A 13,389-nucleotide genomic window follows, 5' to 3' on the forward strand; every position below is an offset into this window, starting at 1 on the left:
GTCTCCATCCTTGGCGCCAGCCTAGCATGAGGGCTCATGGCGCACTTCGCCTTTATTGTTCAAATATAAACAATCATGCCCGTGCCGGGAAGGGCCGGAACTGGACAATCGCTTGGTGCAGGCTAGCGACCACCGATTTTTTTGTTGATTGACCCGTCAATAAAAAATAATCCTGCTTCAAAGGACCCTAGCGAGATGCCGAAAGTCGGAATGGAACCCCTGCGCCGCAAGGCGCTCATCGACGCGACGATCTCGGCGATCGGCGAACGCGGCTCGCTCGACGTGACCATGTCCGAGATCGCCGGCCGCGCCGGCGTGTCCTCGGCCCTTGCCCATCATTATTTCGGCGCCAAGGACGAACTGTTGCTGGCGACGATGCGCCACATCCTGGCCGAACTGACCATCGACACGCGGCGCGCCCTTGGTGCCGCCGGCAGCCCGCGCGAGCGCGTTTCGGCGGTCGTGGCCGTCAACTTCTCCGACCTCCAGTTCCAACCGCAAACCATCGCCGCCTGGCTCGCCTTCTATGTCGAGGCGCAGAAATCGGCGGCGCTGCGCCGGCTACTCAAGGTCTATGCGCGACGCCTGCACTCCAACCTGTTGAGCGGGCTGACCGGCATCTTGCCGAGAGCCGAGGCCGATCGCGTCGCCGAAGCGACCGCGGCGCTGATCGACGGGCTCTACATAAGGCGGGCGCTGAAGGACGGCGTGCCCAACGCCGCGACCGCGGTCGCGCTGGTCGAAGACTATCTCGAAACCAAACTCGGCGAGCGGCGCAAACAGTGATAACGAAGCGACCCAATTTCCTGATCGTCATGGTCGATCAGCTCAACGGTACGTTGTTCCCGGATGGGCCAGCGGACTTCCTGCATGTGCCGCATCTCAAGGCTCTGGCCGCCCGCTCGGCGCGCTTTGCCAACAACTACACCGCATCGCCACTTTGCGCGCCAGGGCGGGCCTCGTTCATGAGCGGGCAGTTGCCGTCTCGCACCGGGGTCTATGACAATGCCGCTGAATTCGTCTCGTCGATCCCGACCTTTGCCCATCATCTGCGCGCCGCCGGCTACTACACCTGCCTGTCGGGCAAGATGCATTTCGTCGGACCGGACCAGTTGCACGGCTTCGAGGAGCGGCTGACCACCGACATCTATCCGGCCGATTTCGGCTGGACGCCGGATTACCGCAATCCCGGCGAGCGCATCGAATGGTGGTATCACAATCTGGGCTCGGTGACCGGCGCTGGCGTCGCCGAGACCACCAACCAGATGGAATATGACGACGAGGTCGTGTTCCTGGCCACGCAGAAACTCTATCAGCTTTCGCGCGAGCAGGACGATGCGAACCATCGGCCCTGGTGCCTCACCGTTTCGCTGTCGCACCCGCACGATCCCTATGTGGCCCGCAAGCAGTATTGGGATCTCTACGAACACTGCCAGGCGCTGGACCCGGAAACCGGGTTCATCGCGCATGACGAGCAGGACACGCATTCGCAGCGGCTGTACCACGCCAGCGACTATCCGTCTTTCGAGATCACCCCTGAACAAGTACGTCGTTCCCGGCGCGGCTATTTCGCCAACATCTCCTATGTCGATGACAAGCTCGGCGAGCTTCTGGACGTCCTGCAGCGAACGCGCATGCTGGACGAGACCATCATCCTGTTCTGCTCGGACCATGGCGACATGCTCGGCGAGCGCGGCCTGTGGTTCAAGATGAGCTTCTTCGAAGGCTCGGCGCGGGTGCCGCTGATGATTGCCGGCAAGGGCGTTCGCGCCGGACTGATCGAAGCGCCCGTCTCCAATCTCGATGTAGCGCCGACGCTTTGCGACCTCGCCGGCATCGACATCGGGGCGATCGCACCGTGGACCGACGGCCAGTCGCTGCTGCCGCTTGCCAATGGAGGGCAGCGCGCCGCGCCTGTGTTGATGGAGTATGCGGCGGAGGGCTCCTGCGCACCACTCGTTGCGATCCGCGACGGCAGATACAAATTCGTCCATTGCGAGTTCGACCCGCCGCAACTGTTTGATCTCGAGACCGATCCGCTCGAGCGAGACAATTTGGCCGGCGACCCGGCCAATGCAGACTTGGTGGCGGCATTCATGAGCAAGGTCCGCGCGCGCTGGGACATGGCCGGCTTCGACGCCGCCGTGCGCGAGAGCCAGGCGCGCCGCTGGGTCGTCTATCCGGCGCTGCGCAACGGCGCCTATTACCCATGGGATTTCCAGCCGCTGCAAAAGGCGTCGGAACGCTACATGCGCAATCACATGAACCTCGACAATCTCGAGGAGAGCAAACGGTATCCACGAGGCGAATGATGGCAGACCTACTCGTCCCCTCCCTCGACCATCTCAGGCAGGCCTATGCCGTCACCTCGCGGGCGACACAGATTACGCCGCTGCTGGAATCGGCGGCACTTGCGCGCGAGACGGGCGCCGCCCGCGTGTTCATCAAGCCGGAATCGCTGCAATGGGCAGGCTCGTTCAAGATACGCGGCGCCTATTGGCGGCTGAAGCAGCTTTCGGCCGACGAGGCGAAGAAAGGCGTCGTCGCCTATTCCTCCGGCAATTTTGCGCAAGGGCTGGCGGCGGCCGGCCAGACACTCGGCATTCCGGTCACCATCGTCATGCCGATCGATGCACCCGTCGCCAAACGCGACGCCACCGCAGGTTATGGCGCCCGTGTCGTGCTGACCGACCATGGCGAGCGCGCACGTGAGGAAGTCGCCGCCGCCAAGGCGCGCGAGATCGCCGAGACCGAAGGGCTGGCCCTTCTGCATCCGTTCGACGATCCGGAGATCGTCGCCGGTCAGGCGGGCGCCGGCCTCGAAGCGCTCGACCAGCTTGCCGCCAAGGACGCCAGCGCCGACCTTTTGTTCTGCTCGGTCGGCGGCGGCGGACTGATCGGCGGCGTTTCGCTCGCCTTCCATTATCTGTCGCCCGCCACCGAGATCATCGGCGTCGAGCCGGAAGGTTTCAACGGCATGGGCTCGTCGCTGGCGCATGGCAGCATCGAGACGATGCCGATCGGCCCGAAGTCGATCTGCGACGGGTTGATGTCACGACGGCCCGGCGACGCTCCGTTCGCGGCGGTCAAGACCGCAGGTGTTCGTGGCATCACCGTCGACGATCAATCGGTGCGGCGCGCCATGCGGATCGCCTTCGAGCGCATGAAGCTGGTGCTCGAACCGTCAGGGGCTGCCTCGCTGGCGGCGCTGCTCGGCGGCAAGGTGGATGTAAAGGGCAAGACCGTGCTCGTGATGGCAACTGGCGGCAACGTCTCGCTCGCCGATTTCATTACGCATATGAACGATGGGCTGAAATGAACCATGCTTGAAGCGGATTTCGTCATCATAGGCTCCGGCTCGGCCGGCTCGGCCATGGCCTATCGGCTGTCGGAAGACGGCAAGCATTCGGTGATCGTCGTCGAATTCGGCGGCACCGATGTCGGGCCGCTGATCCAGATGCCGTCGGCGCTGTCGATCCCGCTCAATATGAGCCTCTACGACTGGGGCTTTGCCAGCGAACCCGAGCCGCATCTCGGCGGCCGCGTGCTGGCGACGCCGCGTGGCAAGGTGATCGGCGGTTCGTCCTCGATCAACGGCATGGTCTATGTGCGCGGCCATGCCCGCGACTTCGACCATTGGGCCGAAGAAGGTGCGACCGGCTGGGGCTTTGCCGACGTGCTCCCCTACTTCAAGCGCATGGAGGACAATGACGGCGGCGAGGATGGCTGGCGCGGCCATGGCGGGCCATTGCATGTACAGCGCGGCTCGCGACGCAATCCGCTTTACGGCGCCTTCGTCGAGGCGGGGCGCCAGGCCGGGTTCGAACTGACCGACGACTACAATGGTTCCAAGCAGGAAGGCTTTGGGGCGATGGAGCAGACCATTCGCGGCGGCCGCCGCTGGTCGGCTGCAAGCGCCTATCTAAAGCCGGCGCTAAACCGCAAGAATGTTAGCCTGCTCAAGGGTTTCGCCCGCCGGGTGATCATCGAGAATCAACGCGCCGTCGGCGTCGAGATCGAAGCTCACAAACAGATTCAGGTCGTTAAGGCGCGACGTGAGGTGATCATCGCCGCATCGTCGATCAATTCGCCCAAGATCCTGATGCTGTCGGGCATCGGCCCGGCCGAGCACCTCAGGGAAAACAGAATTGCCGTGGTGGCCGACCGGCCCGGTGTCGGCCGCAATCTGCAGGACCATATGGAGCTCTACATCCAGCAGGAGTCGACACAGCCGATCACGCTGAACTCGGTGCTCAATCCGTTCTCGAAGGCGCTGATCGGGGCGCAGTGGCTGTTCTTCAAGACCGGGCTGGGCGCCACCAACCATTTCGAGGCAGCCGCCTTCGTGCGCTCACGCGCCGGCGTCGACTATCCCGATATCCAGTACCACTTCATCCCGGCGGCGGTCCGCTATGACGGCAAGGCGGCAGCGAAGTCGCACGGCTTCCAGGCGCATGTCGGGCCGATGCGGTCGAAGTCGCGCGGCTCGGTGACGCTGCGCTCGCCGGACCCGAAATCGAAGCCGGTTATCCGCTTCAACTACATGTCGCACCGTGACGACTGGACGGAGTTCCGCCACTGCATCCGGCTGACCCGCGAGATCTTCGGCCAGAAGGCATTCGATGGCTACCGAGGCAAGGAAATCTCGCCGGGCAGCCACGTGCAGTCGGATGACGATCTCGATGTCTTCATCCGGGATCACGCCGAGAGCGCCTACCATCCTTGCGGCACCTGCAAGATGGGCCGCGCCGACGACATGATGAGCGTCGTCGATCCGGAATGCCGGGTCATCGGCGTCGAGGGATTGCGCGTCGCCGATTCCTCGATCTTCCCGCGCGTCACCAACGGCAACCTCAATGCGCCTTCGATCATGACCGGCGAGAAGGCGTCCGACCACATTCTCGGCCGCACGCCGCTGGCGCCGTCCAACCAGGAACCATGGATCAATCCGCGCTGGCAGGCGTCCGACAGATAGAGCATGATCCGGCGAACGTTCCGCCCAAGCGAAGACGATTTGGAGACCTCCATGCGCGCCCAGCCCACGGCATCGCACTATGTCAACGGACGCTACATCGACGATGAGCAGGGCGCGCCGCTGCCGGTCATCTATCCGGCAACCGGCGAGACAATCGCCATGCTGCGCTCGGCGACGCCGAACGTGCTGGAACTCGCCGTCGAGGCCGCGCGTGCTGCGCAGCCTGCCTGGGCGCGGCTAAAGCCGGTCGAGCGCGGACGCATCCTGCGCCGCGCCGCCGACATCTTGCGCGCCCGCAACGCCGACCTCGCTCGCATAGAGACGCTCGACACCGGCAAAGCGATCCAGGAGACACTGGTGGCGGACGCGCCGTCGGCCGCGGACTGTCTGGAATATTTCGGCGGCGCGGTTGCCGCCTACAATGGCGAGGCGATAGACCTCGGCGGGCCTTTCGCCTACACCCGACGCGAGGCGCTTGGCGTCTGTGTCGGCATCGGCGCCTGGAACTACCCGATCCAGATCGCCGGCTGGAAATCAGCGCCGGCGCTGGCCATGGGCAACGCCATGGTTTTCAAGCCGTCGGAAAACACGCCGCTGTCAGCGCTCGCGCTGGCTGAAATCTATAGCGAGGCCGGCCTGCCCGATGGGCTGTTCAACGTCGTTCAGGGCTATGGCGATGTCGGCGCCGGGCTTGTCGGTCATGATGTCGTCGCCAAGGTCTCGGTGACCGGCTCGGTGCCGACCGGGCGCAAGGTGCTGTCGCTTGCCGGTTCGAAGATGAAGCACGCGACGATGGAACTTGGCGGCAAGTCGCCGCTGATCGTCTTCAACGATGCCGACATCGAGAACGCCATCGGCGGCGCCATGCTCGGCAATTTCTATTCGACCGGCCAGATCTGCTCCAACGGCACGCGTGTCTTCGTGCAAAGCGGCATCCACGACCGCTTCGTCGAACGGCTTGTCGAGCGGACGAAGAAGATCCGCATCGGCGATCCGCTCGACCCCGAAACCCAGATGGGACCGCTGGTCTCCAAGGCGCAGCATGAGAAGGTGGTCGGCTATATCGCGGTCGGCAAGCAGGATGGCGCAGTTCTGGCCTGCGGCGGCAATGTGCCTTCGCTGCAGGGGTTCGACGGTGGCTTCTTCGTCGAACCAACGGTCTTCACCGGCGTCACCGACACCATGCGCATCGCCCGCGAGGAGATTTTCGGGCCTGTGATGAGCGTGCTGAAGTTCGACGGCGAGGACGAGGTGATCGACCGCGCCAACGACACCGAGTTTGGCCTTGCCGCGGGCGTCTTCACGCGCGACCTGCCGCGCGCCCATCGCGTCATCGCCGAGCTGCAGGCCGGCACCTGCTGGATCAATGCCTACAATCTGACGCCGGTAGAGATCCCCTTCGGCGGCTTCAAGCAGTCCGGCATCGGCCGCGAGAATTCGCTCGCTGCGCTGGCACTCTATTCGCAGCTGAAGTCGATCTATGTCGAGACCGGGGATGTGGCCAGCCCGTATTGACCCGATTCCGGTCCGGCATTCTTGGCAAGGGCGATGATGACCTTCGCTATATCTCCCTCATCCTTGTCCAAATCTGAAATCAGCACGATTACATTTGATTTAAGCCCACTTCTGATTGCGCCACCAAATCCGAAACAGCCCGCTCCTGAGGTATACAGGTTGGGCAAGTTTCAGATAAACGACAACCGTACCCCTGCTGGATTGAAACCGGATGCGCTCGATAATGCTCCATGGCATCGGTTCGTTTGATTGACGCCTATCCCACAGCGCTTCCGTGGTGAGAGTGAGCAGCGGCAGCGAACCCACCGAGTCGGCCACCATCCTTGCGAACATTCCCGCAAAAAGAACGCCCAAGGAAAAGTATCCGAGAACCTTGGCCACCCACGCCAGTCTGTCGAGCCAATTGTCCGTTTCCCAGTTTTGGATAGCAAAGGAACAAGAGCTCAGAGACGACGATAGAGCCCATAGTGCAAATATCCCGAAGATCAGATAATACCAGCGAAAGCGTCCACCGGCATCTAACGGGAGATTTATTCTACGGGAAGGAATGCCCTGCGTTTTCCAGAGAGTTGTGTCGCCTGGGATCTCTACAAATGCGCGTAACTCCTCCAACGCCTCACCCCTTCTCCGCCGTTCTGTCCAGATACTGGGTCAACGCGCAGACCAGATGGTAGAAGATGCTGGCCGGGACGTCTGTCGCCAGCGAGCGGCCGCGTTCGTCGATGCGGTCTATCCACAGGCCGAGCGGCGCCGGGTCGATGTGCCAGCGGAACAGCCGGCCGACCCGCGCCTCGATCTCCGGCTTGAGATCCGGCCCTCCCGCACCGTCGAGCGCAATCGCCGCCTTGACCGCTTCGGCCTGTGGCCAGCTGCGTGAAACGAGGTCGAGCGGCAGGCCTTGCCTGGAGACGGCGCCATAGGAAAGGCCGGTGGCGCGGTTGAGGCCGTTGGCGATGGCCGAGGCATAAAGTTTCCTGGCAAAGCCGCGCAGCTCGCCCTGGCCGCTGCGCCCGGCGAAATCAACCAGCAGCGAGGCCCATTCGAAGTGATGGCCAGGCTCGGTCCAGGAGCCTTTCTCGCCGGCCGACGGTTTCCATTCGGCATCGAAATACTCGCCAAGTGTCCAGCTTTCCGGGTCGAAGAAATGACTGCGGAACAGGTCGATGATGCGGGCGGCACGACGCAGATAGGCGCGGTCGCCAGTCGCCTGATACCAGGCAAGAAAGGCCTCCAGCAGATGCATGTGCGGGTTGGAGCGACGCTCGCCATCGCCGTCCGATGTCTCGAGGAACCCGGTCATACGGCTGTCCTCGAGATGCGCATCGAGAAAGGCGAAGGTTTCCTCGCCGAGCCGCAAGGCGTCGGGATTGCCCGACATATGCGCATGCGCCAGAGCCAGCAGCACGCAGGAATGATCATAGGCATCCTCGGTGGCGTCGGCGACGGAGCCGTCGATGTTCAGCGTGCGCACCCAGCCGCCTTTGTCGGTGCGGCCGCTTCCGGCGATGAACGCGATGCCGTGGCTGATCAGCCGGTCGGCCGGACCGTCCCAGCCGCGCGCTTTGGCGACGGCGAAGGCATAGACCTGCCTTGCCATGGTGCGCATGCGCTTGGGTTTCATCAGCGGCGAAGCATCAAGGCCGAGCGCTTCGTGAAAACCGCCATGGCGTTCGTCGACGCCTGATGTCGACCACAGCGGCAAGGTCTCCTGAAACAGCCAGTGATGCACGCGCCGCCGCCAGGCGCCGCTTTCGATGACGCGGTCATGCGCCGGCGTGAACCTGGTTTCCAGCCGGCCCGATTTCTCGAGCTGTTCAACGATCTTCTTGACGTGCTGGCTGTGGCTGACCGGGGCGACGAAGGTGGCGTCAGTGGTCGAGACAATGGCGACGTCCTTCATGCCAATTGCGGACAGCAAGCGGCCGTCGCTGCGGATGTAGGAGTTCTCGCAGTCAATGGCGACGACATCGCCGATGACGACATTGCCCTGGTCATCGGCAGGGCCGACATCGAGCAGCGACTGCCAGGAGCCGAGATCGTTCCAGCGGAAGCCGGCTGGCACCATGGCGATGTCTTTTGCCCGCTCCATGATGGCGTAGTCGATCGAGTTCGACGGGATGGCCCCATAGAGTTCGAGCGGCATATAGAGACCGGACAGATCCGATGTCGCCGCTCTGTAGGCCGCTTCGGTGGCCTGCCAGATGTCAGGTTGGAACGCGGCGAAGGCGTCGCGCATGGCGCCGGCGCGAAACAGGAAGATGCCGGTGTTCCAATAGAAATTCCCGGCCTGGAGATAGCTCTGCGCCGTCGCAAGGTCCGGCTTTTCGACAAAGCGCGACACGTCGAAGGTGCCGCCGCTTTCGGCCGCGACTTCGATATAGCCATAGCCGGTCTCGGGCTGCGTCGGCTTGACGCCAAACACCACCAGCCGGCCGGCGCGCGCCGCCTCGGCACCGGCTTCGACACTCTGCCAGAATTGGCGCGGGGTGTTGATCTCGTGATCCGACGGCACCACCAGAACCAGGCTGTCGCCGAACTCGGACAGCGTGCGCAGCGTCGCCAGCGCGACGGCGGCGGCGGTGTTGCGGCCGGTCGGCTCGAACAACGGCCCGCCGCCGGCGAGATCGAGGCCGGCAAGGTCGGCACGGACGCGGTCGGCATGACGCTCCGAGGCGATCAGGAAGATGGGCGTTTCGCCCTCCGGTCTCGCCGTGAGCCGACGCAAGGTCTTGGCCAGCATCGAGCCATCGCCAGAGAGATCGTGGAACTGCTTGGGGTTGTCCTCGCGAGACAGTGGCCACAGCCGCGAGCCGATGCCGCCGCTCATGACAAAACTAACGATCCGCTCGGTCATTCGGGTCTCGCGCTCGGAGGCAATTGGTGGCCGGTGCTACTACACAAGCCTTAAGCGGTGTTTATGCCCTTGGAAATGCGTTTGGATGCAAGCTCGATAAATGCCTTGACCAGGGGCGAAAGGTGCCGGCTGCTCGGATAGAGGGCATGCAGGCCGCCGGCCGGTGTCGTGTAATCCGCGAGAACGCGCTGCAGTCGCCCCTCCTCGATCAGCCCTTCGGCCATCGCCTGGGGCAATTGGGCGATGCCGAAGCCGGCGAGCGCGGCCGCAACGACCGCCTGCATTTCATTGGCGGCAAACCGCCCTGCCACCATGACCGTTTCCTGGCCGTGTGGCCCTTCCAGCACCCAATGGGCGCCTGAGGCCGAAGCGCCTGCGATGACGCATTGATGGTGCGTGAGGTCCGCCGGGCTTTGCGGCGTGCCGTGCCGGGCGAGATAGTCCGGGCTGGCGCCGAGCAGCCGGTGCGTGGAGCCGAGCTTGCGGGCGATCAGCGTCGAATCCTGAAGCATCCCGGTGCGGAAAGCGAGGTCTATGCCGTCCTCGACCAGGTTGAGCCTGTCGTCTGTGAGGCGGAGTTCGACATTGGTCTTCGGATACATTGCGAGAAAGTCGACCACGGCGCGGATCAGGAAATGGCCGCCAAAGCCGACCGGGGCCGAAATGCGGATCGTGCCCGACGGCTCCGCCCTCGCCTCCGCCAGGCGCAGATTTGCCTCCTCGATGGCGCGCAGGCCCTGGCTGCTCTGCTCATAGTATAGACGCCCGGCATCCGTCAGGTTGAGGCTACGTGTCGTGCGCTGCAGCAGGCGGACGCCGACTTCGCGTTCGAGCGCGGCAATGCGGCGGCTGACCGTCGTCTTGGGCATGGCGAGCAGGCGCGCGGCAGCGGTGAAGCTGCCGGCTTCGACGATGCGAGCAAACACAACGATATCGTTGAGGTCGATCATTGTATCCAAAACTGGGACGATGTTTTTCAATTATAGCTAACTATGCATCAATGTGAAAGATCCTAACTTTGCTTCAGCCAAACAAGAAGGAACACACACCATGGCAAGCAAACGAAACATTCTGGTAACCGGCGCGACAGGCCAGCAAGGCGGCGCGGTTGCGCACGCCCTGTTGTCCAGGGGACATCGCGTCAAGGCCCTGACGCGCAAGCCGGACAGTGAGGCCGCACGGCAACTGGCGTCGGTGGGCGCCGAGATCGTGGCTGGCGATCTCGCTGACGCAGCCTCTGTCGTCAGGGCCGCAAAAGACGTCGAGACCATGTTCCTGATGGGCAACAGCTATGAGGCTGGCATGCAGGAGGAAACCCGCCAGGGTATCATCGCCGCCGACGCGGCCAAGGCTGCCGGCGTCGGACACCTGATCTATTCATCCGTTGCCGACGCCGACAAGAAGACCGGCATCCCGCATTTCGAAAGCAAGTATCTTGTCGAGAAACATGTCGTCGGGCTCGGTATCCCCTACACGATCAGCGCGCCGGTCGCCTTCATGGAGAATGTCGTCGCGCCATGGTCGATCGGCGCGCTCAGCCAGGGCACTTATGCCTTCGCGATGCCTTCCAAACGCGCCCTCCAACTGGTCTCGCTGGCGGACATTGGCGGCTTCGTCGCGGCCTTGGCCGAGCGGCGAGAACAGGTGTTCGGCAAGCGCTTCGATTTCGCCGGGGACGAATTGTCGGGCGAAGAGCAAGCGAGAATCCTGTCCGAGGCCATCGGTCGCCCGATCCGCTATCAGGAAATCCCGCTCGCCGTGGCGCGCCAGCAAAGCGAGGATGCGGCGCTGATGTTCGAATGGTTCGACCGCGTCGGCTACGACGTCGATATCGCCGCCTTGCGCAAGGATTTCCCGGAGGTCCGCTGGCACAGTTTTGCCGACTGGGCGCGAGCGTTCGACTGGAGCGCCCTAACTTCAGCCGGCTGAGTACGCGTCGCTACGCCGCGATCGGGTCCTGAAGCTTAGAAAGTCTGGTTGTAGGCGCCGACTTCGGGGCTGCGGCGCAGCACGTCGTCGACGGCCTCGAACATCTGCAGGCGTCGCTGCGACGACACCGGGCTTTCGACGACCACGACAAGCTCCGGCTTGTTCGACGACGCCCGCACCAGTCCCCAAGTGCCGTCCTCGGCGACCACGCGCACGCCGTTGACGGTGATCAGATCGATGATCTTCTGGCCGGCGAAGCTCGCGCCATCGCGCTTCATCGCCTGAAAATCGGCAACCACCCGCTCGACCACACCATACTTCACATCGTCGGCGCAGTGCGGCGACATGGTCGGCGTGCCGAAGGTCAGCGGCAGCGCGCGATAGAGGTCGGCCATCGAACTGGCGGGGCTGCGATCCAGCATCTGGCAGATGGCGATGGCGGTGACCAGCCCGTCGTCATAGCCGCGCCCGATCGGCGGATTGAAGAAGAAATGGCCTGACTTTTCGAAGCCTGCGACGGCGCCGAGTTCGGCGACGCGGCGCTTGATGTAGGAGTGGCCGGTCTTCCAGTAGTCGGTGACCGCGCCGTTGGCGCGCAGCACCGCGTCGGTGTTGAACAGGCCGGTCGACTTGACGTCGACGACGAAGGTCGAGGCCGGGTGAAGCAGCGAAATATCGCGCGCGAGCATGACGCCGACCTTGTCAGCAAAAATCTCGTTGCCTTCATTGTCGACGACACCGCAACGGTCGCCATCGCCGTCGAAGCCGAGACCGACATCGGCGCCCGTCTCCAGCACCTTGTCCCTGATGGCATGCAGCATCTTCATGTCCTCGGGATTGGGATTGTAGCGCGGGAAGGTGTGGTCGAGTTCGACATCGAGCGGGATGACCTCGCAGCCGATGCGTTGAAGCGCTTCCGGGGCAAAGGCGCCGGCGGTACCATTGCCGCAAGCGGCGACCACTTTCAGCTTTCGCGTGATGCGCTTGTCACGGACCAGATCATCGAGATAGGTCGCACGGAAATCTCGGACGAAGTCATAGGAACCGCCGCCGGCGAGGTCGAAGTCGCCAGCCAGCACGATCGCCTTTAGGGCGCTCATCTCCTCCGGGCCGAAGGTCAGCGGCCGCGCCGCGCCCATCTTGACGCCGGTCCAGCCATTCTCGTTGTGCGAGGCGGTGACCATGGCGACGGACGGCGTATCCAGCGCGAACTGGGCGAAATAGGCCATCGGCGACAGCGCCAGGCCGATATCCCGCACCTTTGCACCGGTGGCCATCAGGCCCGTGACCAGCGCCAGTTTGATCGACAGCGAATAGGAACGAAAATCGTGCCCGGTGACGATGTCGGGGCCGGCGCCGAGGCGGCGGATCAGCGTGCCGAGCCCCATGCCGAGCGCCTGGACTCCGATCAGATTAAGCTCCGGCGGCTGCGTGGACCCTGCATGACCGAACCACCAGCGCGCGTCGTATTCGCGAAAACCCGACGCCTTGATCAGCGCCTCGGTTTCGAATTCGAAGCTGTTGGGGCGGGCTTCGCCAACGATTTTTGGGGGCAAGACAGCATAGCTCCAGACGGCAGAAATACGATCCATCGAGGCGGCGGTCTAGCACACAAGGCTTTATGCCCGGTTTATCCCGGGTTGGAAATCCGGGCTTTCCGGGAATGCCCGACGAAAGACGACGAAATGCGACAGAACCACTGCCATTGCCGCTTGCAGGAACGAAGTGCGGCGGCTATAAGCCCGCGGTCTGGTCACGGAGTGTAGCGCAGCCTGGTAGCGCACCTCGTTCGGGACGAGGGGGTCGCAGGTTCAAATCCTGCCACTCCGACCAGAAAAAACAGATACTTAGGTATTTGTTTCTCCCGATACCCCACAGATTGCTTCGCCTATTTATCCACCGCGCCCACAGTGGTCAGGCGCGTGAACGCGCGGCATGCCCTTGTGGCAGTCCCACGGTCGCCGTCGACCGACATGCAGGGCACTCCTTCGCCTGCAAGCGCAACTCGGTGCGCGAGGGACGACTGTATCCCTGCGGAAACAACTTGAAGAAAAACTTCGCTACCCATACCATGCCAGGCCATGGTGAAATCTGATCAGGAGGTCAGTGGAATCGG

General features: G+C 63.3%; 9 protein-coding genes and 1 tRNA gene. 7 read left to right on the top strand and 3 right to left on the bottom strand.

What is annotated here, in order from left to right; all coding sequences use genetic code 11:
* Window positions 1-195: 195 nt before the first annotated feature.
* The 5 genes from betI to betB are packed head-to-tail and all read left to right on the top strand — an operon-like array spanning window position 196 to window position 6,490.
* A complete protein-coding gene (gene betI / locus AC07FD_RS02935) occupies window positions 196-786 on the top strand; it encodes a choline-binding transcriptional repressor BetI (RefSeq protein WP_478348571.1) in 591 nt (196 codons plus the stop codon).
* Window positions 783-2,312, top strand: coding sequence for a choline-sulfatase (gene betC, locus AC07FD_RS02940; protein ID WP_478348572.1), 1,530 nt, complete (start codon window positions 783-785; stop codon window positions 2,310-2,312). The genes betI and betC overlap by 4 nt, the downstream gene beginning before the upstream one ends.
* Complete coding sequence (locus AC07FD_RS02945; RefSeq protein ID WP_478348573.1) at window positions 2,309-3,319, top strand: threonine/serine dehydratase; 1,011 nt, start codon at window positions 2,309-2,311, stop codon at window positions 3,317-3,319. The genes betC and AC07FD_RS02945 overlap by 4 nt, the downstream gene beginning before the upstream one ends.
* 3 nt (window positions 3,320-3,322) lie before the next feature.
* A complete protein-coding gene (gene betA / locus AC07FD_RS02950) occupies window positions 3,323-4,975 on the top strand; it encodes a choline dehydrogenase (RefSeq protein ID WP_478348574.1) in 1,653 nt (550 codons plus the stop codon).
* Between the two features lie 51 nt (window positions 4,976-5,026).
* Complete coding sequence (gene betB / locus AC07FD_RS02955) at window positions 5,027-6,490, top strand: betaine-aldehyde dehydrogenase (protein WP_478348575.1); 1,464 nt, start codon at window positions 5,027-5,029, stop codon at window positions 6,488-6,490.
* 616 nt (window positions 6,491-7,106) lie between these two features.
* Here the strand turns inward: betB and AC07FD_RS02960 are convergent.
* On the bottom strand, window positions 7,107-9,344 hold the full coding sequence (locus tag AC07FD_RS02960) for a mannose-1-phosphate guanylyltransferase/mannose-6-phosphate isomerase (protein WP_478348576.1): 2,238 nt from the start codon (window positions 9,342-9,344) through the stop codon (window positions 7,107-7,109).
* Window positions 9,345-9,394: 50 nt separating this feature from the next.
* Window positions 9,395-10,294, bottom strand: coding sequence for a LysR family transcriptional regulator (locus tag AC07FD_RS02965; protein WP_478348577.1), 900 nt, complete (start codon window positions 10,292-10,294; stop codon window positions 9,395-9,397).
* A 100-nt stretch (window positions 10,295-10,394) separates the two neighbouring features.
* On the opposite strand from AC07FD_RS02965, the gene AC07FD_RS02970 reads away from it, so the two are divergent.
* Window positions 10,395-11,273: an NmrA/HSCARG family protein gene (locus tag AC07FD_RS02970; protein ID WP_478348578.1), complete on the top strand. Its 879-nt coding sequence runs from the start codon at window positions 10,395-10,397 to the stop codon at window positions 11,271-11,273.
* A 35-nt stretch (window positions 11,274-11,308) separates the two neighbouring features.
* Here AC07FD_RS02970 and AC07FD_RS02975 read toward each other — a convergent pair whose 3' ends face one another.
* Window positions 11,309-12,829, bottom strand: coding sequence for a phosphomannomutase/phosphoglucomutase (locus AC07FD_RS02975; RefSeq protein ID WP_478348579.1), 1,521 nt, complete (start codon window positions 12,827-12,829; stop codon window positions 11,309-11,311).
* Window positions 12,830-13,029: 200 nt separating this feature from the next.
* On the opposite strand from AC07FD_RS02975, the gene AC07FD_RS02980 reads away from it, so the two are divergent.
* A tRNA-Pro gene (locus AC07FD_RS02980) sits at window positions 13,030-13,106 on the top strand.
* The last annotated feature ends 283 nt before the right edge of the window (window positions 13,107-13,389 follow it).

Source organism: Mesorhizobium waitakense (genome assembly GCF_056431085.1).

Coding starts and splice junctions, on each gene's coding strand:
- betI (WP_478348571.1), top strand. CDS start 196: ATGCCGAAAGTCGGAATGGAACCCCTGCGCCGCAAGGCGCTCATCGAC.
- AC07FD_RS02945 (WP_478348573.1), top strand. CDS start 2,309: ATGATGGCAGACCTACTCGTCCCCTCCCTCGACCATCTCAGGCAGGCC.
- betA (WP_478348574.1), top strand. CDS start 3,323: ATGCTTGAAGCGGATTTCGTCATCATAGGCTCCGGCTCGGCCGGCTCG.
- betB (WP_478348575.1), top strand. CDS start 5,027: ATGCGCGCCCAGCCCACGGCATCGCACTATGTCAACGGACGCTACATC.
- AC07FD_RS02960 (WP_478348576.1), bottom strand. CDS start 9,344: ATGACCGAGCGGATCGTTAGTTTTGTCATGAGCGGCGGCATCGGCTCG.
- AC07FD_RS02965 (WP_478348577.1), bottom strand. CDS start 10,294: ATGATCGACCTCAACGATATCGTTGTGTTTGCTCGCATCGTCGAAGCC.
- AC07FD_RS02970 (WP_478348578.1), top strand. CDS start 10,395: ATGGCAAGCAAACGAAACATTCTGGTAACCGGCGCGACAGGCCAGCAA.